Annotated in this window: 20 protein-coding genes; 7 read left to right on the forward strand and 13 right to left on the reverse strand. The window is 66.8% G+C overall.

Translation table 11 applies throughout. The features are described 5' to 3' along the window. Window positions 1-40 precede the first annotated feature (40 nt). Window positions 41-1,012 carry an alpha/beta fold hydrolase gene (locus K32_RS24720; RefSeq protein ID WP_201404660.1) on the forward strand — a complete coding sequence of 324 codons (972 nt, stop codon included), beginning with the start codon at window positions 41-43 and terminating at the stop codon, window positions 1,010-1,012. A gap of 10 nt (window positions 1,013-1,022) precedes the next feature. On the opposite strand, the gene K32_RS24725 is transcribed toward K32_RS24720, so the two are convergent. After that, window positions 1,023-1,859, reverse strand: coding sequence for an N-acyl homoserine lactonase family protein (locus tag K32_RS24725; protein ID WP_201402024.1), 837 nt, complete (start codon window positions 1,857-1,859; stop codon window positions 1,023-1,025). 84 nt (window positions 1,860-1,943) lie between these two features. On the opposite strand from K32_RS24725, the gene K32_RS24730 reads away from it, so the two are divergent. Continuing rightward, window positions 1,944-2,525, forward strand: coding sequence for a TetR/AcrR family transcriptional regulator (locus K32_RS24730; protein WP_201402025.1), 582 nt, complete (start codon window positions 1,944-1,946; stop codon window positions 2,523-2,525). A gap of 66 nt (window positions 2,526-2,591) precedes the next feature. On the opposite strand, the gene K32_RS24735 is transcribed toward K32_RS24730, so the two are convergent. Beyond that, window positions 2,592-3,290, reverse strand: a complete 699-nt coding sequence (locus K32_RS24735) for a M15 family metallopeptidase (RefSeq protein ID WP_201402026.1) — start codon at window positions 3,288-3,290, stop codon at window positions 2,592-2,594. A 228-nt stretch (window positions 3,291-3,518) separates the two neighbouring features. Between K32_RS24735 and K32_RS24740 the strand changes: the two genes are divergently transcribed. Then, window positions 3,519-4,658 carry an acyltransferase gene (locus tag K32_RS24740; RefSeq protein ID WP_201402027.1) on the forward strand — a complete coding sequence of 380 codons (1,140 nt, stop codon included), beginning with the start codon at window positions 3,519-3,521 and terminating at the stop codon, window positions 4,656-4,658. A gap of 60 nt (window positions 4,659-4,718) precedes the next feature. On the opposite strand, the gene K32_RS24745 is transcribed toward K32_RS24740, so the two are convergent. Then, window positions 4,719-6,485 (reverse strand): thiamine pyrophosphate-dependent enzyme, encoded by a 1,767-nt coding sequence (locus K32_RS24745; RefSeq protein WP_201402028.1) that lies wholly within the window; start codon window positions 6,483-6,485, stop codon window positions 4,719-4,721. A gap of 337 nt (window positions 6,486-6,822) precedes the next feature. Here K32_RS24745 and K32_RS24750 point away from each other — a divergent pair, with 337 nt between their 5' ends. Continuing rightward, window positions 6,823-7,194, forward strand: coding sequence for a DoxX family protein (locus K32_RS24750; RefSeq protein ID WP_201402029.1), 372 nt, complete (start codon window positions 6,823-6,825; stop codon window positions 7,192-7,194). Between the two features lie 59 nt (window positions 7,195-7,253). On the opposite strand, the gene K32_RS24755 is transcribed toward K32_RS24750, so the two are convergent. From K32_RS24755 to K32_RS24770, 4 genes are all read right to left on the reverse strand, one after another. Beyond that, complete coding sequence (locus K32_RS24755; protein ID WP_201402030.1) at window positions 7,254-7,598, reverse strand: multidrug efflux SMR transporter; 345 nt, start codon at window positions 7,596-7,598, stop codon at window positions 7,254-7,256. Beyond that, window positions 7,595-8,164 carry a TetR/AcrR family transcriptional regulator gene (locus tag K32_RS24760; RefSeq protein ID WP_201402031.1) on the reverse strand — a complete coding sequence of 190 codons (570 nt, stop codon included), beginning with the start codon at window positions 8,162-8,164 and terminating at the stop codon, window positions 7,595-7,597. Before K32_RS24760 ends, K32_RS24755 begins: the two co-directional genes overlap by 4 nt. Window positions 8,165-8,329: 165 nt before the next feature. Further along, on the reverse strand, window positions 8,330-8,830 hold the full coding sequence (locus K32_RS24765; RefSeq protein ID WP_201402032.1) for a DUF2165 family protein: 501 nt from the start codon (window positions 8,828-8,830) through the stop codon (window positions 8,330-8,332). Window positions 8,831-9,002: 172 nt separating this feature from the next. Continuing rightward, on the reverse strand, window positions 9,003-9,926 hold the full coding sequence (locus K32_RS24770; protein ID WP_201402033.1) for an SDR family oxidoreductase: 924 nt from the start codon (window positions 9,924-9,926) through the stop codon (window positions 9,003-9,005). Window positions 9,927-9,999: 73 nt separating this feature from the next. On the opposite strand from K32_RS24770, the gene K32_RS24775 reads away from it, so the two are divergent. Both K32_RS24775 and K32_RS24780 read left to right on the forward strand, forming a co-directional pair. Continuing rightward, entirely contained in the window at window positions 10,000-10,566 is a 567-nt protein-coding gene (locus tag K32_RS24775) for a TetR/AcrR family transcriptional regulator (RefSeq protein ID WP_201402034.1), read from the forward strand. Window positions 10,567-10,681: 115 nt separating this feature from the next. Then, the gene (locus K32_RS24780; protein ID WP_201402035.1) at window positions 10,682-11,476 is read left to right on the forward strand and encodes an SDR family NAD(P)-dependent oxidoreductase; all 795 of its coding nucleotides are present in this window, start codon (window positions 10,682-10,684) and stop codon (window positions 11,474-11,476) included. Between the two features lie 79 nt (window positions 11,477-11,555). Here K32_RS24780 and K32_RS24785 read toward each other — a convergent pair whose 3' ends face one another. Continuing rightward, window positions 11,556-11,750: a hypothetical protein gene (locus K32_RS24785; RefSeq protein ID WP_201402036.1), complete on the reverse strand. Its 195-nt coding sequence runs from the start codon at window positions 11,748-11,750 to the stop codon at window positions 11,556-11,558. A 138-nt stretch (window positions 11,751-11,888) separates the two neighbouring features. Continuing rightward, entirely contained in the window at window positions 11,889-13,937 is a 2,049-nt protein-coding gene (locus K32_RS24790; RefSeq protein WP_201402037.1) for a M3 family metallopeptidase, read from the reverse strand. A gap of 192 nt (window positions 13,938-14,129) precedes the next feature. Here K32_RS24790 and K32_RS24795 point away from each other — a divergent pair, with 192 nt between their 5' ends. Next, window positions 14,130-15,014: a carbohydrate kinase family protein gene (locus K32_RS24795; RefSeq protein WP_244669739.1), complete on the forward strand. Its 885-nt coding sequence runs from the start codon at window positions 14,130-14,132 to the stop codon at window positions 15,012-15,014. Window positions 15,015-15,071: 57 nt separating this feature from the next. Here K32_RS24795 and K32_RS24800 read toward each other — a convergent pair whose 3' ends face one another. The 4 genes from K32_RS24800 to K32_RS24815 all read right to left on the reverse strand — a co-directional run bounded on the left by K32_RS24800 (window position 15,072) and on the right by K32_RS24815 (window position 21,304). Then, the gene (locus tag K32_RS24800; RefSeq protein WP_201402039.1) at window positions 15,072-17,465 is read right to left on the reverse strand and encodes an aldehyde dehydrogenase family protein; all 2,394 of its coding nucleotides are present in this window, start codon (window positions 17,463-17,465) and stop codon (window positions 15,072-15,074) included. Window positions 17,466-17,476: 11 nt separating this feature from the next. Next, on the reverse strand, window positions 17,477-18,475 hold the full coding sequence (deoC, locus tag K32_RS24805; RefSeq protein WP_201402040.1) for a deoxyribose-phosphate aldolase: 999 nt from the start codon (window positions 18,473-18,475) through the stop codon (window positions 17,477-17,479). After that, a complete protein-coding gene (locus K32_RS24810) occupies window positions 18,465-19,466 on the reverse strand; it encodes a sugar-binding transcriptional regulator (RefSeq protein ID WP_201402041.1) in 1,002 nt (333 codons plus the stop codon). Before K32_RS24810 ends, deoC begins: the two co-directional genes overlap by 11 nt. A gap of 839 nt (window positions 19,467-20,305) precedes the next feature. Then, window positions 20,306-21,304, reverse strand: a complete 999-nt coding sequence (locus K32_RS24815) for a nucleoside hydrolase (RefSeq protein WP_201402042.1) — start codon at window positions 21,302-21,304, stop codon at window positions 20,306-20,308. Window positions 21,305-21,438: the final 134 nt, after the last annotated feature.

The following is a 21,438-nucleotide window of genomic DNA, read 5'->3' on the forward strand; positions in this document are numbered from 1 at the left end:
GCCGCTCCTTGCCAGTGCCCTCAACAGCGTGGAGATGGAAATGCAGTATCGAAGCATCGATGCGAACGGCATTCGTTTCAATGTCGCGGAGCAGGGCGAGGGCCCGCTCATCCTGCTTTGTCACGGCTTTCCCGAAACGTCCTATGCCTGGCGGCATCAGATGACGGCGCTGGCGGCGGCGGGATTCCGCGTCGTCGCACCGGACATGCGCGGCTATGGCAAGACCGACAGCCCCGCCGACCCCGAAGCCTTCACGCTGTTTCATCTCGTCGGCGACGTGGTCGGCATGCTCGACGCGCTGGGCGAGAAGACCGCGATCCTCGTCGGCAATGATTGGGGTGCGAGCGTCGCCTGGCAGGCGGCCCTGATGCGTCCGGACCGCTTTCGCGGCGTCGTCGCGATCGGCGTGCCCATGATGGGCCAGCCGCCGGTTCCGCCGACCCAGATCTTTCCGCAGACGCCGGAGGCGCTCTTCTACACGCTGTATTTCCAGCAGCCAGGCGTCGCCGAGGCTGAATTCGAGCGCGACGTGTCCGTCACGCTGCGCAAGCTCCTCTATGCGGCGTCGGGCGATGCCGGGCCGCGAGCGCCTGGCGACGGGACGCCCAATCCCTTCAGCATGGTCTCGCGAAAGGACGGCCTGCTGGTGCCTCTGCCGCTGCCGGCGGCGTTGCCCGACTGGTTGCGGGAAGAGGATCTCGAGGCTTTTGTCGATGCCTTCACCCGGAGCGGGTTCCGTGGCGGGCTCAACTACTACCGCAATCTCGATCGGAACTGGGCGCTGCAGGCTTCGCTGAAGGGCAAGACGGTCGATATTCCCGCCCTCTATCTCGTCGGCGATCGTGATGTCGGGCTGAGCATGCCCGGAATGCGCGACATCATTGCCGCCATGCCGACGCTCGTTCCCGGGTTGCAGCCGCCGGTCTTCCTGGAGAACTGCGGCCACTGGGCTCCGCAGGAGCGGCCCGACGAGGTCAGCGCCGCGATCGTCGAGTTCGCCAAGCAACTCTAGGGCCGCTCGATCAGAACGCCTCTTTGCTGGCCAGCCGCCTCGGCCCGTCCGGATCGTGCGCGGGAAGGACGACCGTCGGCTCCCCGGCGGCGAACGCCTTGATCGCGCGCAACGTGCGGACCGACAGGGCGGGGTCGAAGGTGACCCCGTCCGCCTTCTCCGCCCGCAGATTGGCATCGTCATAGGTCGCGTCGCCGGCCAGGAAATAGGTGACGTCCTCGGCGCGTACCACGACGGAAACGTGGCCATTGGCGTGGCCCGGGGTCGGCACCATGAAGATACGCCCATCGCGGGTGATCGGATGGGAGCCCGGGAAGGGCCCGACCGCCGGGCCGTCCATCTCCACCAGCTCCGGCTTCAGCCAGATCGGCCAGCGCTGGGGCAGGCAGCCCGCGAGACTGCCCTTGAAGCCGCGCGACGCGTCATAGCTTTCCCGCGAGGCCACGATGCGGTTGTGCGGGAAGTGGTCGAGCCCGCCGGTATGGTCGTGATGGAAATGCGTCAGGATCACCGCCGCGATGTCACGCGCAGGATCGAGGCCGAGCGCCTGCAGGCGCGGGCCGATCTCCTCGCCCGGGGCGACCTTGATCACGACTTCCTTGGTGAAGAACGGATTCCAGCGCGGCAGATAGCCCGGGACGGAATTGCGCCAGGTATCGCCGGTGTCGACTAGGAAGCGGCCCTCTGGGTGATCGATCAGGAAGCAGAAGATCGGCAGCGGATCGACCCAATCGGGATCCCGGAAGATGTCGATCTTGCGCCCGATGCCGCCGCGTCCGTCCCGGCCGGTCCGCTGCGCCGTCTTCATCCGCGCCTTGCCCGTCTCAATGGCTGTCACTGTGATCATGTCAGCTCTCCTAAAACGAATGACCGTTCTTTATACCCAAGGTGACCTCTTGTAAAGAACGGTCGTTCGTTTTAGGAAGTGGGGATGCCCAAGATCTCCGATGAAGCCCGCGAAGCCCGCCGTCTCCAGATCCTCGACGCTGCCTGGCGATGCTTCGACAAGGAGGGGCTGCACGCAACGACGATGCAGGACATCATCGGCGTCAGCGGCCTGTCGGCGGGCGCCGTCTACAGCTATTTCAAGAGCAAGGACGAGCTGATCTTCGCCGCCGTCACAACCTCGCTCGACCGGCTGAGCACGCTGCTTGGCGAGGCGATCCGGGAGGGGCGGCCCGCATCGGCGCCGGAACTGGCCGGTCTGCTCTTTCCCCTGATCGCCCGTTTCGCGGTGCGCGACGGCTATGATTTGCGCCGGATCGCGCTTCTCGGCTGGAGCGAGGCGCAGCGCAACAAGCGGCTCGGCGCGGTGATGCGGGGCTATTACGCGGCCTTCCGCGACGAACTCGGCCGGCTCGCGGCAGGCTGGGGCCTGCGCTCCCCCACCGAGGCGGACGCCGTCGCCAAGCTGCTCCTCTCCGTCCTGCTCGGAACCGTCGTCCAGTCGGCAATCCTGGAGGATGTGCCCGGCGAAGAGATCGCGCTTGGGCTTTCGTTGCTGGCGCGATGACGGCTCTCGATTGGTAGGTCCCGCTGGGGGCCGCCGATCGGGATCTCGCCAGGGCACTATCCGCGCCTATTTCGGCGCGTTGATCAAGGTTTCGGCCCAGACCGGGCGGTCCAGCGGATTGCTGGCATCGCCGACCGTGACTTTGGCGAAATGCATGAAATCCGGGTTCTTCTCGATGCCGCCCCAGGCCCAGCCATGGCGCATGAAGATCTCGACGACCTTCGAATCGGCCGTGATCAGCCCGGGTGCCACCCGGTTGCGGTCGCCATTCGATCCCGCCGGCCACCAGCCCTCCTTGGGATCGTGAAACGGATTGGTCTTCGCATTGAGGTCGACGGCCAGCCCATAGGCATGCCAGCTGAATTCGCCGGGATCGTCCTGGGCCGGGCGACAGTAGAAGCCGGCCGTGTCGTTCGCGGCGGCATATTGCGCGATCGCGAAATCCTCATAGGGCTGCATGCGCTCGATCTGGAAACCGGCATCGAACAGCTCGCCGAAGATGGCGACGATCTCTTTCGCCAGGCGCTGGTGGACGACGAGGACGCCGTCATGCACCGCGTTGTCGAAGCCGATATAGCGCAGCCTTATGGCGGCGAGGTCCTCCGGCGCCACCGGGCAGCCTTCCTTCCAGGAAACGCCGATCATCTTGTCGCGCTGCGCCGGCGAAATGGCGCCGATGCTGGCGACAAAGGTTGGGGGCGGCGTGGTCTCCGCGAGGGCGAGCGTCGAGGCGAAGCAACCGCAGATGAGGATTCCAGCGCGCATGGTTCCCGTCCTCCGGCGCGCGGCAATCCCTGCCTCGCGCGAGGAAGCGTAGCAGGATCGCGATAACACGCCGGTCAAATTGACGTAACGGGACGTGCGCCTGGCTGTGGTGACGAGGTCCGCCCGTCTCGGTCGTCGATCACGGGGTCGCCGGCGGAGTTCAATGGCGTGGACTTCTTCCGAATAGTTGCAGAATATAGATGGCGCAACCAATAAGGGAGGGCGGGAATGGACGACAAGCCAGTTTCGGCGACGGCTTCCTATGTCTATCGGCCGTTTGGGGCGTTCCGCCTGCTTCTGGCATTCCTCGTGATGATCCAGCATTTTGGGGCGGACCTGGCGCCGGAGGCGCTCCGCGCCGCGCTCGCGCCCTACTATATGGGCGACATGGCGGTGCTCGTGTTCTTCGCCCTGTCCGGCTTCGTCATCGCCGAGGCGATCGACTGCATGTATCGAAACCGGCCTGGTGCCTTTCTGGAGAACCGGTTTCTCCGCATCGCGCCGCATTTCGTGCTGGCGGTGGCCCTGTCGATGCTGGCCCATCAGGCATTTCGGACGTTCGGCGGCGAGATCCTGTGGAGGTCCCAGGCCGACTTTCCCGCCGATGCCTTTGAAATCAAGAATGTCATCTTGAATTTCGTCGGGGTCTTTCCGCTCGTCGATCGCTTCATCCGCTACAATTTTCTGGATATTACCTGGGCCGTTCGGGTCGAGGTGGCGTTCTACCTCGTGATGGCGGCGTGCCTGTTCCTACAGGCGAGGATGGGGCCGAAGGCCGGTTTCGCTCGGGTCGCGGCATGGATGATCGTTCCCTTCGCGCTGGCGTTCGGCCTGGCGATGGCGGGCCGCGCTCCCGGAATGTTCGGCTTTCTTCCCTACTTCGTGTTTGGCGCGGCCTGGTATTATTGGCGTCGGGGGAGCGCTGCAGCCCTTTTCCTGGCGCTGATCGCCGTTCCGGCCATGATCTGGCACAGCTGGAGCCAGGTCGAGAAGCACGCGCTCGACGTCGGGCTTCCGGCGCTGGTCTGGAGCAATCTCGGCCTGTTTTTCGTTCTGCTGGCGCTGATGGTCTTGCTGAGTTTCGGCAAGCCGGGACGCTGGACAGGCCTGGACCAGAGCCTCGGGGCGCTGACCTATCCCCTGTACCTCTACCACGAGGTGATCTTCGTCGGTGTCATGACGTTCGCGACGGGCTACAGCTATTGGACGCTCGCCGCCTCGATCCTGCTCAGCCTGGCCCTGTCCGCCGTGATGGTGGCGTTGGTCGACAAGCCGATCAATCGGGTCCGGGACCGAATTCGCGGCAGGACCGCGAAGTTCACGCCGCACGCCGAGCTCGCGCTATCCGAGAAGGTTCGGGAAGCGTGAGCGAGGCTCCGTTCCCGGCGGTCCCCGCTTCGCGAGAGGCGGGGACCTTGAGGGGCAATGTCAGATCAGCGGCGGGATGGTTGCCGCGATCGGCACTTCCAGAACCGTCGGGCCCTTGCGGGTGAACGCCTCGGCGCAGACGGCCCGAACCTCGTCGACCGTTTCCGCGCGGACGGCGGTGCAGCCATAGCCCTTCGCAAGCGCCACGATGTCGAGGCCGGGCAGGTCGAGCCCGGGAACGCCCGGCGTCTCCTCCAGCACCGCGAAGGACTTCAGGATGCCGTATTCGCCGTTGCGCGGCACGACATAGAGGATCGGCAATCCCTGCTGAGCGGCCGTCCAGAGGCCCTGGATCGAGTATTGCAGCGAGCCGTCGCCGATGACGGCGAGGACCGGCCGGTTGCGCCCGCTGTCGCGCTCGGCGAGCGCGATGCCGACTGCCGCCGGCAGGTTCCATCCGAGACTGCCGGAGGCGAAGGTGTAGAACGAATCCGGCAGTTCGATCGGCCAGGCCGTGTGCAGATCGCCGAGATTGGACGGCGATTCCTCGACCAGCACCGTCTCGCGCGGCGTGGCGGCGCGGAGCGCGCGGAAGAGCTCGAGGGCGCTCAGCTCGCCCTCCTCCACCGGCTGCGGCAGGGCGCCGTGCGGCGTCCGATCGACGGGTCTGGCGGCCGGCCGGTCCTCGACGTCGAGAGCGAGCGCCAGCTCGGCTTCGGCCGGGGCGGCCGTCTTCAGGAGCCGATCAAGGGAAGCCGATGCGCCCGCCGGCTTCGCACTGGAGGCAGCATGCGGCGCCATGTTGTGCGGTTGCTTGACGACGGTTCGTACCGCCGGGCGCGCCGCGACCGCCCGGGTGAGCGCCTCGATCGCCAGTACCGCGTCGGAGAGCAGGCTGTCGCCCACCGGCGCGCGCCCGGCCTCGGCCGGGTCGTCGGTGACGTGCAGCAGCCGCAGCCCTTCCGGCAGATACGATCCCGCCACATAGGGATAGTAGCGGAACACCGGCGCGCCGATCACGATCGCCAGATCGTGTCCGGCAAGTTTCTGCGACAGCGGGCCGATCGCGAAGGGCAGCCCGCCGGCATAGAGCCGGTGGTTTTCGGGGAACGGCGTCCGCTCGGAGGCGGGCGCCGCCCAGACCGGCGCGTCGAGCTTCTCGGCCAGCGCGATCGCCTGCGGCCATCCCTGCTCGCGGGCAATCGCCGCGCCATAGATCAGCACCGGGTTCTTCGCCTTCGAGAGGGCCTCGGCGAAATCGGCGATCCGCGCCGGATCCGGTCCGATCCGCGACGCGACCGAGCGCAGGACGGGGACGCCCTCGAACGGCTGATCCCAGTCGTCGAGCGGGATCGACAGGAACACGGGGCCCATCGGCGGCTGCGTCGCGATGGCATAGGCGCGCATGAAGGCGGCCGGGACATCCTGGGCGCGCACCGGCTCGTAGCTCCACTTCACCCAGGGCTTGGGCATCAGAGACGGCTGGACGTTGGTCAGCCACGGCTCCATCAGCAGCATGTCGCGCGTCTGGTTGCCGGCGGTGATGATCAGCGGCGTCCGGTTCATGAACGCGGTCAGGACGTTGCTCATCCCGTTGCTGAGGCCGGCCGAGGTGTGGACGTTGACCAGAGCGGGGTGCCGCATTCCCTGCGCGAAGCCATCCGCCGCGCCGACCGCCGACGCTTCCTGCAGCGTCTGGATGTAGCGGAAATCCTTCGGGAAGTTCTTGAGGAAGGTCTCCTCGGTCGAGCCGGGATTGCCGAAGACCGTCGTCAGGCCGAGCTTCCGAAGCAGCTCAAAAGTCACGTCGCGAACCGTTTGGGGCAATCCAAGCTCTCCTGGTTTCAGGCCCTGAATTCGGGCCGAAACCATGTGCAGCAGATTCGGGCCCGTCCGCACAAGCGTTCGGTTGCGCAGTGGGTTTTCACTCCGTCTGCGTTGTATTTTGGCAGATCGACAGGGGAGTGACGTTGGGCAGTCCGCTTCTGGCGGGGCCTGCGTGTTGCCCGGAGCGATGCGTTCGCTTGGCGGCCGCAGCTCGCTCTCGTCCGTGCCCTGGGGCCCATTTTCCAGCGGGTTGTGGCCCGGCGGCGCTTGCGGCGGCCGCCAAGGTTCTGTCCTATGGGCGCCACATCCGCTTGTTCAAGGCGGAGTGGGGGAAATCATGACACTCGCAGCGACACTGATCCTGATCGGCCGCATCCTGCTCGGCCTCTTCTTCGTCATCGCCGGCATCCGCAACTTCCTGAATTTTGCCCAGGCGAGCCAGTCCGAGACCAACTACGGCTACAAGCTGCCGGTGCCGCTGGTGGCGCTCGGCTTCGCCTCGCAGCTTGTCGGCGGTCTCTCTGTCGCGCTCGGCATCCTGCCGGCCTGGGGCGCGCTGCTGCTGATCCTGTTCCTGATCGGCGCAACGGCGTTCTTCCATAATTTCCTGCTGTTCCAGGGCGATGCGCGCAAGCCGCACCTTTACTTCACGCTCGTGAACGGCGCGCTCATCGGCTACTGCCTGATGGTGATCGGCCTAGCTCTCTGAGCAGGGCTCGTCGCGAGGGCGCGGCCGCCGCGCCCTCGTCGTTTCGGCCGTTCTCCGCCTCAGTGCGAGACGGAGCTGGAGAAGACGTTGACGATGATGACGCCGACGATGATGAAGCCGAGGCCGATGATGGCGGCGAGGTCGAGCGTCTGGCGGAACAGGAAGAAGCCGATCGCCGAGATCAGGACGATGCCGAGCCCGCTCCAGATCGCATAGGCGATGCCGACCGGCATCGAGCGCAGCACGAAGGTCAGAAAGTAGAAGGCGCCGGCGTAGCAGAGCGCCATGCCGATCGTCGGCAGAGGCCGGGTGAACTGCTGCGTCTGCTGCAACAGCGTGGTGCCGATCACCTCGAGGCTGATGGCGACGCCGAGCGCGGCGTAGGTTGCGAGGGCCGGGTTCATGGCCTGTCTCTCTGTGTCATGTCGATGAGGGTGTCGCGCAGCGCGCCACGGTCCATCCGCAGCGTCTTGTCCACGTCGGTAAGGTCGGCCAGCCAGACGCCGTCGGCGGCATAGCGGACGATTTCCAGCGCCGGATCCGAATCGGTGTCGGCATGCCGGATCAGCCGATCGCGCAGCCAATCCGACCAGAGCCGGCGGAGATTGGCGTCGGTTATCATCGAGATCGACAGCGCGCCCCAGGGGCTGGGCGCCTTCGATTCCATCAGACGCATCGCGGAATCGACATAGGCGCGGGTGAAGCGGCCGCAGCGAACGGGGTCGCGCGCCAGCAGGGTGTCGATCTCCGCGTCGAGCTTCTCCAGAAGGTCGACGAAGACGCCCTCGATCAGCTTCTCCTTGCTGGGGAAGTGATGAAACAGGCCACCTTTGGTCACGCTCGCCGCGTCGGCGACGGCCTGGATGGTCAGCGCCGAAAGGCCGATCTCGACGGCAAGCGTCGCGGCGCAGTCGAGCAACTGGCGGCGAACCTGTTCGGGCTGTTTCTTGCGGGCGTAGGCGTTGTTCATGGCTCGAACATACCGAACGGTCGGTATTTTTGAAAGGACAGCTTTGGCCCGTGCCGAGTTTCCTGACGGGGCCGGGCGCATGCTTCTGGCCGAAACGAAAACCCCGGCCGGAGGGTCCGGCCGGGGTTGAATATCAGGTCTCTATGAAGGCGAGGCGACGCCGGTTCAGGCGTCCAGCTCGGTATCCGGCATCGAGACGAAGATCAGGACCGCGATGATCGTGATGAAGAAGCGGAAGGCGGATTCGATGCCGTTCCAGGTCTGCGACATCCACATGCCGAACCACTCGCCGCCGATCGACAGGAAGGCGACCTGCCAGACCAGGAAGCCGAAGGCGAGGCCGCCGATCGCCCACTTCTTCGACCGGTTGAACGAGCGCGCGTCGGCGCCGAGCCGGCCGAGCATGGCGAAGGTGCCGATCCAGCACAGGATCGCCGTCAGCGTCTCGGCCGCGATAATCAGGATGTAGAAGGCATGGTGCAGCGTCGGATTGGTGATCGCGCGGTAGTGGATCGTCGCATTCGGGAAGATCGTATCCATCATCAGGACGTGGCGCACGAACTCGAAGTTGGAGCCGTAGTCCGTGATGTTGCCGAACGCCACCAGCGTGGCAAAGAAGGCGATGGATGCGACGAGCGCGGTCTTGCTCAGGCGGGTGATCTGCATCGTGTTTCCTTTCGTTTCCTCTCGCCCAAGAAAACACGAAGTTTCTACCGATCTGTAAATGCTGGGAGTTTAGAGTAATTCTTGATGTCTACATGAAGCGTATTCGGCAGTATTTGTCTCTGGCGATATTCCGCTCCGCAATGCCCGCGCCGCTTGGCGGCGTGCCGAGCCGCTAGCGATAGCCGGTGGTGTCGGCGGGCTTTCCGGTCTCCTCCACCTCGACGAGGTAGCGCCAGGCGTCCGGCTGCGAGCCGTCGAGGTCGGTGAAGCCGTAGACCTGCGCCAGGCCGCCGCTCGACAGCGACTGGCCGTTCCAGCGGGCGCGGTCGGGATCGGTGGCGAGCGCCGCGACGGCGCGGCCGACATAGCGGGGCGTTTCCGAGATGGCGAAATGCGGCGTCGTCGCGATGGCGTCGCGCCAGTTTTCCTCGCGCACGCCAAAAGCCTCCAGCATCATTTCCGAGCGCAGCCAGCCCGGCGTTAGGGACACGGCGGTCGCGCCATGTGGCGCCAGGTCCCTGGCGTGCGACCAGCCCATGCGGTTCACGGCGGTCTTGGCGAGGTCGTAGAAGGGCGACAGCCGGTAGCGCGTGGCGTTGTACTCGGCCGTGCCGTCGGTCATCTCGACCAGCAGGCCGCCGGGATTTTCGATCAGCAGCGGCAGGGCGTAATGCGCGGTGATCAGATGGGTGTCGATGCCGAGGCGGAGCAGGCGCAGGCCGTTCTCGAGATTATGCTCCCAGACCGGCTTGTTCCATTCGAACAGCTTTTCGCCGCCCCAGATGTCGTTGACGAGGATGTCGAGGCGGCCCGCCTCGCGTCGGATGCGCTCGACCAGGGCCTGGACCTCGCCCAGCACGAGATGATCGGTCGGGACGGCGATGCCTTTGCCGCCGAGCGACGTCACCAGCTCGGCCGTATCCTCGATCGTCTCGGGGCGCTGGTATTCGGAGGCGCGCTCGCGCGTGGTGCGGCCGGTGACATAGACGGTCGCGCCGGCGGCGCCGAGCTCCGCCGCGATGCCGCGCCCGGCGCCGCGCGTCGCCCCGGCGACGAGCGCCACTTTTCCCTGCAGCGGCCTGGCCTGGTCGGTCATCTCACGGTTTCCTGCTGTTCAAATCGTTCGCTTCGATTTATAAATGATCGTTCGTTTATAAATGGGAGTCAACATGGCTCGTCGCAAGACGCTTTCCGATGAGGCCGTGCTCGAGGCGGCGCTGGCGATCGTCCAGGCGCAGGGACCCGAGGCGCTGACCTTCGAGAGCCTGTCGCGCGCCTGCGGCCTGTCCGGCTCGACGCTGGTTCAGCGCTTCGGCAGCAAGGCGGCCCTGAAACAGGCGGCGCTGCTGCAGGCTTGGGACGGGCTCGATGCCCGGACGGAGGCGCTCGCATCCGCCGTGCCGCGCACGCCGGCAGGCGCCATCGCGCTTCTCGTCGGCCTTTCCGACTATGGCGAGATCGAAGCCTATGCCGAGGGGCTCCTGGTGCTGCGCGAGGATCTGCGCGATCCGCTGCTGCGCGCGCGCGGCGCGCGCTGGAAGAAGCAGCTCGCCGAGGCGATCGAGGCCTGCTTCGCCGACACACCGCAGGCGCCGAAGGACATCGGCCTGCTGATGGCGTCGCAGTGGCAGGGTTCGCTCCTCTGGTGGAGCTTCGATCCCGAGGGCGACGTGGCCGAATATGTCCGGCACGGCCTCGTTCGCCTCGTCGCGGTTCTGCTGGCGAAGGACGCCTGAGCCGTCTCGAAGGTCATGGCGCTTGCCGCGTGACGATGGCAGGGTACCGGCCGTGAGCCGCCGCGCGATTCCGGGCCGAGCCACACAACAAGAAATGATAGCGGGAGCGAGACGAATGGCGGAATTGGCGGGCAAGGTGGCGATCGTGACGGGCGGCGCCACCGGCATCGGCTTCGGCGGCGCAGAGGCGCTGGCGAACGAGGGCGCGACGGTCGTGCTCTTCGGCCTCGACAGGGCGGCGCTGGACAAGGCTGTTGCGACGCTGGAAGCGTCGGGTGCGACCGCGCACGGGATCGTCGGCGATGTCGCGAACGACGCCTCGGTCGCGGCGCTGGTCGCTGAGACGGTCGAAAAATTCGGGCGCATCGACATCATCGTCAACAGCGCGGCGATCCAGCCCTATGGCACCGTCGAGACGATGGGCGAGGCCGACTGGGACCGCGTGCTCGGCGTCAACCTGAAGGGCACCTATCTGACCGCCCATCACGCCATTCCGGTGATGCGCAAGACGGGCGGCGGCGCGATCGTCAACATCGCTTCGGTACAGGGCATCGCCTGCCAGACCAATGTCGCCGCCTATGTCGCCTCGAAGGGGGGCCTGCTGGCGCTGACCCGCGCCATGGCGCTCGATCACGCCAAGGACGGCATCCGCGTCAACGCGGTCTGCCCCGGCTCGATCGACACGCCGATGCTGCGCTTCGCGGCGAGCGAGAATCTCGACGGCAAGACCGAGGACGAGGTGATCGCCTCCTGGGGCGCCGCGCATCCGATCGGCCGGGTCGGCCGGCCCGAGGATGTCGGCGCGATGATCGCCTTCCTGGCGGGCCCGCGCGCCGCCTTCTGCACGGGCGGCGAATACAAGGTCGATGGCGGCCTGCTCGCCAAGATCGGCGTCGTCCTGCCGGACTGATCGCCGCCCGAGCCAGAAACGAAAAAGCCCCCGGCGGACAACCGCGCGGGGGCTTTCTTGTTGGGTGTCGCGGACGCGATTACTCGGCGTCGGCGCGCAGCAGGCCGATGCCGTCCTCGGTCAGCACATAGCCGTTGACGCGGGTCTTCACGAGGCCGAGCTCGATCAGCTTCTGCACGGCCTTGCCGTTCAGGCCGACATAGGGGCCGGGACGCGAAACGCGGGCGAGCGTCTTCAGCTCGATTTGGGTAAGGTCGGTCTTGGAAACGGCCATGGCGCTGATCCTCTTGAGGTTTGGCCGCGGACAATAGCGATAATTCCGGTCAAGGCCAGCGCCGCGCCGAGAAATTGGCGTGGCGCGGGCCTATTGTCGAGAGATCGCGGGCCAACGGAGCGGGTTGTGCGCGGCGGATTACTCCGCCGCTTCGAGTAGGCCGCGCTTCTTCAGGAGCGCGGAGGGTTCGGGGTCGCGGCCGCGGAAGGCGCGATAGGCCTCGTCGGGCTTGCGCCGGTTGCCGGCAGCATAGACGAAATCATGCAGCTTCGTGGCGACCGCAGGCGCGAAGATGTCGCCCGCTTCCTCGAAGGCGCCGAAGCCGTCGGCGTCGAGCACTTCCGACCAGAGGTAGGAATAATAGGCCGAGGAGTAGCCGTCGCCGGCGAAGACGTGCTGGAAATGCGGCGGACGGTGCCGCATCACCATCGCCTCCGGCATGCCGATCTCGCCGAGGATCTTCGCTTCGAACGCATTGGCGTCGAGGCCCTCGGTCGAGGTCAGCAGGTGGAATTCGAGGTCGACCAGCGCCGAGGAAACGTATTCGACGGTGGCAAAGCCCTGGTTGAAGGTGCGGCTCGCCATCAGGCGGTCGATCAGCGCCTTCGGCATCGGCTCGCCGGTCTTGTAGTGCAGCGCGAAGCGCGCCAGCACCTCCGGCTGCTCGAACCAGTGTTCGTAGAGCTGCGAGGGGAACTCGACGAAGTCGCGCGCGACATTGGTGCCGGCGAGCAGCGGATAGGTGACGTCGGAAAGCAGGCCGTGCAGGCCATGGCCGAATTCGTGGAACAAAGTCCGCGCATCGTCATAGGAGAGCAGCGTCGGCTGGCCCTCGGCCGCCTTGGCGAAGTTCATCACATTGACGATGACCGGGCGGATGTCGCCCGAGAGCCGCTCCTGGCCGCGATATTCGCTCATCCAGGCGCCGGAGCGCTTCGAGGAACGGGCGAAATAGTCGCCGAGGAACAGGCCGACCGGCTTCCCGTCGCGATCCCTGACTTCGAACACCCGCACGTCCGGATGATAGACCGGGACGTCGAAGCGCTCGGTGAAGGTGACGCCGAACAGCTGCGTTGCCGTGTCGAAGGCGGCTTCGATGATCTTGTCGAGCTGCAGGTAGGGCTTCAGCTGGCTCTCGTCGAGATCGAACTCGGCCTTGCGGCGCTTCTCGGAGAAATAGCGCCAGTCCCAGGCGGCGATGTCGAAATTGCCGCCTTCGGATTGTGCCAGCGCCTGCAGGGAGTCGCGCTCGGTGATTGCCCGGGCGCGGGCCGGCGTCCAGACCGAGCGAAGCAGCTCCATCGCGGCCTCGGGCGTCTTCGCCATCGAATCGTCGAGGCGATAATGCGCGAAGGTCTCGAAGCCGAGCAGCTTCGCCCGCTCGGCGCGCAGCGCGACGGTCTCGGCGATGATGGCGCGGTTGTCGGTCTTGCCGGCCTCGCCACGGGCGACCCAGGCGGCGAAGGCCTTCTCGCGCAGATCGCGGCGGGCGGAGAACTGCAGGAACGGCTCGATCGACGAGCGCGACAGCGTGATGACATGCTTGCCGTCGAGGCCGCGATCCCTGGCTGCCTGGGCCGCCGCGTCGCGCAGGAATTCCGGCAGGCCGGCCAAATCCTCCTCGCCCTCGAGCGTCAGGCTCCAGCTCTTCTCGTCGGCGAGCACGTTCTGGCCGAAATTGGTGCCGAGCGTCGCGAGCCGTTCGGCGATGGCGCCGACCCGCGTCTTCGCTTCGGGCGACAGCCCGGCGCCGGCGCGGACGAAGGCGGTGTGATAGCGGTCGAGCACGCGCGCCTGCTCGGCGTCGAGGCCGGCAGTGCCCGCCTTGACCAGCGTATCGATGCGCTCGAACAGCCTGGCGTTCTGGTAGATCGCGTTGCTGTGGCGGGCGAGTACGGGCGCCAGATCGAGTTCGATCGTCTCCAGCTCGTCACTGGTATGCGCGCCGGTCAAATTGAAGAAGACGCTGGCGATGCGGTCGAGCAGCCGGCCGGCCCGCTCCATCGCGGCGATCGTATTGTCGAAGCTCGGAGGTTCCGGATTATCCGCGATGGCCGCGATCTCGGCGTTGTGCGCGGAGATCGCCGCCTCAAACGCGGGCGTGTAGTGCGCCGGTTCGATCGCGGCGAAGGGCGGCACGCCGAAAGGAGTGTTCCAGGACGCGAGCAGCGGATTGTCGGCGGTCATGCGGGCCTCGATGCGATGGGGGCGGATGCCAGACATGGAGGGTTTGGCGGCGCGGTTCAAGCTTAATGCCGGCGGCATTCCTCTCTATAGGAGAGAGATTGAGCCGCTTTCCGATTCGAGTCCGTCATTTCGAGCTTTGCCATGCCTGCCACCGTTCCACCCCGCCCTCGCATGCTCGTCATTGGCGACGTGATGACCGATGTCATCGTGCGGCCGGACGGGCCGCTGGTCGTCGGTTCGGACCGGCGCGCCAAGATCGGGCTCTATCCCGGCGGTTCCGGCTGCAACCAGGCGGCCTGGCTGGCGCATTTCGGCATTCCCGTCGCCTTCGCCGGCCGCGTCGGCCGCCGCGATCTCGCTGAGCAGGAACAGCTGCTGCGCGAGGTCGGCGTGGTGCCGGTTCTCTCCGCCGACGAGACGCGCGCGACCGGCATGCTGATCGCCATCCTCTCCGAGGGCGGCGAGCGCAGCTTCCTGACCGATCGCGGCGCCAATGACACGCTTTCGGCCGACGACCTGCCGTTCTCGATGCTGAACCAGCTCGATCTCGTGCACGTCTCCGGCTACGCGCTGTTCACGCCGGGTCCGCGCGCCGCCGTGATGGCGCTGATGGCGGTGGCCCGCGCGCGCGGCATCACCGTCACCGTCGATCCCGCTTCTGTGAGCTTCCTCGAGGAAGTCGGCCCGTCGAACTTCCTCGGCTGGACCAGCGATGCGTCGATCATCTTCCCGAATGCCGAGGAGGCTGCCTGCCTGACCGGCACGCGCAACGAGGCGGCGCAGATCCGCTTCCTGACGGCGCGCTACGATCTCGCGGTGATCAAGCGCGGCGCTGGTGGGGCCGAGGCGGCGACCCAGGCGATCCGGTTGAAGGCGGCGGCGCCGAAAATCGAGGTCGCCGATACCACCGGCGCCGGCGACGCCTTCCTGGCCGGTTTCCTGGCCGCGCGGCTCGCCGGCAAGCCGCTCGACATCTGTCTCAATCGCGGTGTGGCGGCTGGCGCTGCCGCGACCACCATTTTGGGCGGCCGGCCGACCGCCGAAGTGTCGTTGGCGCCCGCCGAGGGCGAGGCGTAACGGCTTCGATTTTCAGGGGTCTCCTCCGCCTCCCCGAGGGACGCGGAGGAGCGCCGTCTACTCGCCGTAGGGAACCCAGATGTTCTTGACCTGGGTGGCGCGGCGCAGGAATTCGCGGCCCTGCGCCGAAGCCTCATTCCAGCGGCGCGGGATGCCCTGGTTGGCCCAGACCGGCTTCAGATTGCCGGCCGAAGCCTTTTCCACCATGGCGCTGCCGGCCTTGGAGCCGAAATACCAGAGCGCTGCCACGTCGTCGTGCTCGGCCAGCGTCTTGGCGAGAGCGTCGCGCTCGCCGGTGACGATGTTGACCACGCCGGCCGGAACATCAGACGTATCAAGGACTTGATAGAAATCCGTCGCCGCCAGCGGATGGCTGGAGGAGGGGACGACGACGACGCGGTTGCCCATGGATATCGCCGGCATCACCAGCGACACGAAGCCCAAGAGCGGCGCCTCGTCCGGGCAGAGAATGCCAACGGTGCCAAAGGGTTCGTTCATCGCGAGCGTCACGTGGCGCGACTTGGTCGAATGCACGGCGCCGTCGAACTTGTCGGCCTGCGCCGCGTACCAGAAGGTGCGCCGGATCGAAACCGCGACCTCTTCTGCCGCCGCCTTGGCCGAGGCGCCGGTCATGGCGACGATCCGCGCCTCGAATTCCTTGGCGCGCGAGGAGAGATTTTCCGCAACATAATAAAGGACTTGGGCGCGATTGTGCGCCGTCGCGCCGCCCCAGGATCCCCCCTTGCCGGCCGCTTCGACGGCGTTGCGGATGTCCTTGCGGTTGCCGAGGCCGGCCTGGCCGACCGGGCGGCCCTTCGGATCGAGCACCGAATAGGAATAGCCGGAGTCCGGCCGCGCCTGCTTTCCGCCGACATAGAGTTTCGCCGTCCGGTCGATCGACGGGAGCCCCGAGATTTCCTCGTCGGCGACCGGCAGCGCGGAAAGCTTGGCGGCGATTTTCTCGTCTGCCTTCAACGGCTTGTCGGAGACCGGCTTCAGATATTCGGCCATGCCCTCGCGCCCGCCTTCGCGGCCAAAGCCGCTCTCGCGATAGCCGCCGAAGCCGGCGGCGGCGTCGAACATGTTGGTGCCGTTGATCCACACCACGCCGGCCTTCAGCTTGGCGGCGACGTCGAGCGACAGGTTGATGTTCTCCGACCAGACCGAGGCGGCGAGGCCGTAGCGGCTGTTGTTGGCGAGCGCCACCGCCTCGTCCGGCGTACGGAACGTCATGCCGGCGAGCACCGGTCCGAAGATCTCGACCTCGGCGATGGTCGACGCCGGCGCGACATTGGTGAAGAGCGACGGCGGGAAGAAACAGCCCTTCGCTGGTAACCCTTCGTTAACCTGGAAGAGCGTCGCGCCCTCCGCTTCGCCCTTGGCGACCAGCTCCTTGATCCGCTTCAGCTGGACCGGGTCGACGATGGCGCCCATGTCGACCGACTTGTCGAGCGGATCGCCGACGCGGAGGTTGGCCACGCGGGCGCGCAGCTTGGCATAGACCTGCTCGGCGACGCCCTCTTGCACGAGGAGGCGCGAGCCGGCGCAGCAGACCTGGCCCTGGTTGAACCAGATCGCATCGACGACGCCTTCGACCGCGCCGTCGAGGTCGGCGTCCTCGAAGACGATGAAGGGCGACTTGCCGCCGAGCTCGAGCGAGAGCTTCTTGCCGGTGCCCGCCGTCTTCTCGCGGATGATGCGGCCGACCTCGGTCGAGCCGGTGAAGGCGATCTTGTCGACGTCCGGGTGCTCGACGATCGCGTTGCCGGTGACGCCGTCGCCGGTGACGATGTTGACGACGCCGGCCGGCAGGCCGACCTCGCGGCAGATCTCGGCGAAGGCGAGCGCGGTGAGCGGCGTGTACTCGGCCGGCTTCAGCACGACCGTGTTGCCGGCGGCGAGCGCTGGGGCGATCTTCCAGGCGAGCATCAGCAGCGGAAAATTCCACGGGATGATCTGGCCGCAGACGCCGACCGGGCCTTTGCCGGGGAACTCGCTCTCGATCAGTTCGGCCCAGCCGGCATGATGGTAGAAGTGCCTGGCGACCAGCGGAATGTCGATGTCGCGCGTCTCGCGGATCGGCTTGCCATTGTCCATCGTCTCCAGCACGGCAAGGAAGCGCTCGCGCTTCTGGATGTGGCGGGCGATGGCATAGAGATAGACGGCGCGGTCATGGCCGGAGAGCGCCGACCACGACTTGAACGCCTTGCGCGCCGCCTTGACCGCCTTGTCGACATCGGCGGCGCTGCCCTGGGCGACCTGGGCCAGCTCCGTCTCATAGGCCGGGTTGAACACGGCGAAGCGCTGCCCTTCCGAGGGCGCGACGAACTTGCCGTCGATGAAATGGTTGAAGCCGTTCTTGTGCAGGTCGAGCCAGCCGGTGACGGGTTCGTTCACCTCGGGGGCGGGGCCGTAATCCATGCTGACGAGGATGTCCTTGACGAGTGCCATGATCGTTCCCCTCAGGCGAGCGCGTGACGGATGGTGGAGGAATAGCGGCCGGTGACGTAATGCTCGATCTGCCGTTCAATATCGGCGAGCAGGGAGCTGGCGCCGATGCGGAACAGGTCGGGCTCGAGCCAGCGATTGCCGAGCTCCTCCTTCATCAGGATCAGCCAGGCCATGGCGTCCTTGGCGGTGCGCAAGCCTCCGGCCGGCTTGAAGCCGATCTTGAAGCCGGTCGCCGCCTCGTAGTCGCGGATGGCGCGACACATGACGAGGCTGACCGGCAGCGTCGCGTTGACGTCTTCCTTGCCGGTCGAGGTCTTGATGAAGTCGGCGCCGGCCTGCATGGCGACCATCGAGGCCTTGTAGACGTTGCGGAGCGTCTTCAGATCGCCTGTGGCGAGGATCGCCTTCAGATGCGCCTCGCCGCAGGCTTCCCGCATGGCGGCGACCTCGTCATAGAGAGCCTGCCAGTCGGCATTCAGCACATGGGCGCGGGTGATGACGATGTCGATCTCGTGCGCACCCTCGCCGACGGCGTAGTGGATCTCCTCCAGCCTCTGCTTCAGCGGCGTCAGCCCGGCCGGGAAGCCGGTGGCGACCGAGGCGACGGGAATGCCGGAGCCTTCGAGCGCCTTGACGGCAGGGGCTACCATGGTCGGATAGACGCAGACGGCGCCGACAACAGGCGGATCGTCCGAGAGGCCGAGCGCTTCGACAAGATCCTCGCGGAACGGCCGCCGCGCCTTCATGCAGAGCCGGTGCACGCGGCCGGGCGTGTCGTCGCCGGCGAGCGTCGTCAGGTCCATCAGCGTCACCGCCTTCACCAGCCAGGCGGCCTGATATTCCTTCTTCACCGTGCGGCGGGTCGTCAGAGTGCTGGCGCGGCGCTCGGCGGCGGAGGTGTTGACCTGCGCGCCCTCGAACCAGTCGGTCCGGAGCGGCGTGCCGTCATTGCGCGTAAGGGCATTGGAGAGCGGCGGAGCTTTGCGCTCCGTGGAGCCGTCAGCCGGCATGGGTTTTCTCCCGGGCTTCGGAATGGGCGATTTCGGTTAGGGCATGAAGGGCGGTCGCCTCGTCGGTGACGAGGACATTGACGTAGCGGGCGCGGAGCGCCGCGAGGACGACGGCGTGCTTGGACTTGCCGGCGGCGACGCCGATCGCGTGCGTCTTGTCGCGCAGCTTTTCCGGCGCGAGGCCGATGGTGCGGGCGTCGAGCGCCGGATCGGCGATGGCTCCGTCGGCGTCGATGAAGCGGCCGAGCAGGTCGCCGACCGCGTGCTTTTCCGCGAGGCCGTCGACGTCGCGGTCAGTCAGATAGCCGGATTCGATATGGACGGAGCCGGCCATGCCGCCGAGGCCGAAGCAGGCGACGGGCGCTTCCTCGGCCAGCGCCAGCACATCGGCGATGACCGGGTCGGCCTCGAGCACGCTGCGCGTCTCGGCGCGGCCGACGATCGCCGGCACCGGCAAGAGCGTCGCCGTGCCGTTGCCGCTCTCGGCGAAGCGCTCGGCCACGGTGTTGGTGGCAAGCCGAGCCGATCGTGAATTGGTCGCGCCATTCATCAGGACGATCCGCACGCCGTCGTTCCAGCCCGGCGGCAGCCAATGCGCGACGGCCGCCATGGTCCGGCCCCAGGATACGCCGATCAGGCCGGGCCGGGGGCTGAGCGAGGCAAGATATTGCCCGGCTGCCTGGGCGACGGCGTCCTGCGCCAGCGCACCGTCGCCGAGCGCCGGCACGACGATGGCCTCGCGCAGGCCGAAGGCGGTCTGCAGTCGGGATTCGAGCGCCGGCAGGCGTTGCGCCCGGGGCACGATGGCGATGCGGACGACACCGGTCTCGCGCGCGTCGCGCAACAGCCGCGCGACCTGCCAGCGCGTCAGCCCGACCTCGGTCGCGATCTCGCTCTGCGTCCGCTCAAGGTCGTAATAGAGCTTCGCGACCTGCACCATCAGATGCTCGCGCTGCTCGTCCTTCGACGGAAGGGGGATGGCGGTCGACATGTTTCACATATGTGAGTGACGATCACTTATGTGAAAGAGATAGGCTGTCGTTGCGGCAGAGTCAATGCGGGGGAGGGCGGGGCTGTGGCGGGTCCGAATGTTGGCAATGGGAGGCTGTGTTCCTTCACCGCTTCCTGCAAAGCGCCACCCTCATCATGCTGAGGAGGCCCGAAGGGGCCGTCTCGAAGCACGCAGAGCGGCCGTGCAATCAACGGGCTGCACAAAGGCCGTGCGTCCTTCGAGGCCCGAGCTGCGCTCGGGCACCTCAGGATGATGGAAGGCGTGCGCCGCATACCGGTTCGACTGGTTGCGCAAAGGTCGCCTGAGGCACGGGTGGGAGGTCTGGTGCCGGCCGTAGCCCCACCCTCGCCGTCATCCCGGCCTCCGAGCCGGGATCCATGCCGCCGAGGCGTCAGGAGGTTAGCCGGCTTGCGGCGCGGCTGTATGGATCTCCGCCTTCGCGGGGATGACGGTGGAGGGTGTGACGACGGGCTGTCTGGAATGTCGGAGCCGGCTCTGTCTCTTGGGGAAGTTTGGCACCGGCGGTTGCCTCACGCTCGCCGTTATCCCGGCCTCCGAGCCGGGATCCATTCAGCTGAGGCCTTGGGAGGTTTAGCCGGCTTGGGGCGCGGCTGTATGGATCCCCGCCTTCGCGGGGATGACGGCGGAGGGTGGTGTGGCGGGGAGCGCGGGGCGACGGCTGGCATGCCGCCATCGCGATGCCGGTCTCCGCAATCATCATCCTGAGGAGCCCCGAAGGGGCGTCTCGAAGGACGCACGGGGTTCGTGCCAGCCGGCACCGGAGGTGAGAAAGGGCGGCCGGTGGCCGCCCTTCATCCTCACGCCCGCGCGGCGGCGCCGGCGACGATTGTCTGGAAGTAGAGGTCGAGGAAGCGCTTGCCGTCGACCGCGGTGCAGATCGTGTGGTCCGGCAGGCCGTCCCAGGGCGTCGGCGGGAAGGAGCGGGTCGACGGCTTCTGGATCGTCTGGCCGATGGCGATGCCCTCGGTCACCACCTTGATCGGGCCCGTGCGCGTCTTGAACAGGCTCGGATCGAGCAGATAGGCGACGGCGGAGGAATCATGCACGAAGATGCCGTCGATGCCGGTCGCGGCGCGGTAGAAATCCTCGTAGACGCGCGAGATCTGCCAGCAGAACTCGCCCGCCTTGCCGGCCTTCTCGCGCAGCTCCTGCATGTAGGCGGTGGTCATCACGCATTCCTGCGTGACGTCGAGGCCGACGACGACGATCGGCCACTTGGCCGCGAACATCTCGTCGGCGGCGTGCGGGTCGCCGATGATGTTGGCTTCGGCGACCGGCGTGACATTGCCGGAATGGCCGGAATAGCCGAAGGCGCCGCCCATGATGACGACTTCCTTGACCAGCTCGGCGATGCCGGGGTCCTCGCGCAGCGCCAGCGCCAGATTGGTCATACGGCCGACGGCGACGATGGTGACCTCGCCCGGATATTTCCGCACCGTCTCGATGATGAAGCGATGCGCCGGAAGTTCGTGTTCTGCGACCGAGAGCGTCTCCGGGATCGGCACGTCGCCGAGGCCATTGACGCCGTGGATGTGATGCGGCTCGTCGGCCGCCTCGATCACCAGCGGGCGATCGGCGCCGCGCGCGACCGGCGCCTGGATGTCGAAATACTGCTTCAGGAACAGCGCGTTGCGCGTCGTCGTGTCGATCGAGGCGTTGCCGAGCACGGTGGTGATGCCGATCAGGTCGATCGACGGCGCATATTCGAGGAACAGCAGCGCCATGGCGTCGTCGATGCCGGGGTCGGTGTCGTAGATGACCTTCGTGGGCGCGGAGGGGGAGGCGGGGCTGGGCATGCGGGGTCCTGATGATTCCGGTCTGGCTTGGTGGCGCGACAGGATCGACCATATCGCCATGGCCGAACAGGGGCGAGCGTCGGTTGCGCCGGCAATTTCGTTCGGACGCCAGGCGAACGAACGCAGGGCGCGAA

The sequence above is a fragment of the Kaistia sp. 32K genome, from assembly GCF_016629525.1.
Lineage (GTDB): Bacteria > Pseudomonadota > Alphaproteobacteria > Rhizobiales > Kaistiaceae > Kaistia.

Coding starts and splice junctions, on each gene's coding strand:
- K32_RS24790 (WP_201402037.1), bottom strand. CDS start 13,937: ATGACCGCCGACAATCCGCTGCTCGCGTCCTGGAACACTCCTTTCGGC.
- K32_RS24770 (WP_201402033.1), bottom strand. CDS start 9,926: ATGACCGACCAGGCCAGGCCGCTGCAGGGAAAAGTGGCGCTCGTCGCC.
- K32_RS24795 (WP_244669739.1), top strand. CDS start 14,130: ATGACCGATGTCATCGTGCGGCCGGACGGGCCGCTGGTCGTCGGTTCG.
- K32_RS24775 (WP_201402034.1), top strand. CDS start 10,000: ATGGCTCGTCGCAAGACGCTTTCCGATGAGGCCGTGCTCGAGGCGGCG.
- K32_RS24765 (WP_201402032.1), bottom strand. CDS start 8,830: ATGCAGATCACCCGCCTGAGCAAGACCGCGCTCGTCGCATCCATCGCC.
- K32_RS24815 (WP_201402042.1), bottom strand. CDS start 21,304: ATGCCCAGCCCCGCCTCCCCCTCCGCGCCCACGAAGGTCATCTACGAC.
- K32_RS24760 (WP_201402031.1), bottom strand. CDS start 8,164: ATGAACAACGCCTACGCCCGCAAGAAACAGCCCGAACAGGTTCGCCGC.
- K32_RS24785 (WP_201402036.1), bottom strand. CDS start 11,750: ATGGCCGTTTCCAAGACCGACCTTACCCAAATCGAGCTGAAGACGCTC.
- K32_RS24755 (WP_201402030.1), bottom strand. CDS start 7,598: ATGAACCCGGCCCTCGCAACCTACGCCGCGCTCGGCGTCGCCATCAGC.
- K32_RS24735 (WP_201402026.1), bottom strand. CDS start 3,290: ATGCGCGCTGGAATCCTCATCTGCGGTTGCTTCGCCTCGACGCTCGCC.
- K32_RS24810 (WP_201402041.1), bottom strand. CDS start 19,466: ATGTCGACCGCCATCCCCCTTCCGTCGAAGGACGAGCAGCGCGAGCAT.
- K32_RS24800 (WP_201402039.1), bottom strand. CDS start 17,465: ATGGCACTCGTCAAGGACATCCTCGTCAGCATGGATTACGGCCCCGCC.
- K32_RS24720 (WP_201404660.1), top strand. CDS start 41: ATGCAGTATCGAAGCATCGATGCGAACGGCATTCGTTTCAATGTCGCG.
- K32_RS24725 (WP_201402024.1), bottom strand. CDS start 1,859: ATGATCACAGTGACAGCCATTGAGACGGGCAAGGCGCGGATGAAGACG.
- K32_RS24730 (WP_201402025.1), top strand. CDS start 1,944: ATGCCCAAGATCTCCGATGAAGCCCGCGAAGCCCGCCGTCTCCAGATC.
- K32_RS24780 (WP_201402035.1), top strand. CDS start 10,682: ATGGCGGAATTGGCGGGCAAGGTGGCGATCGTGACGGGCGGCGCCACC.
- K32_RS24740 (WP_201402027.1), top strand. CDS start 3,519: ATGGACGACAAGCCAGTTTCGGCGACGGCTTCCTATGTCTATCGGCCG.
- deoC (WP_201402040.1), bottom strand. CDS start 18,475: ATGCCGGCTGACGGCTCCACGGAGCGCAAAGCTCCGCCGCTCTCCAAT.
- K32_RS24750 (WP_201402029.1), top strand. CDS start 6,823: ATGACACTCGCAGCGACACTGATCCTGATCGGCCGCATCCTGCTCGGC.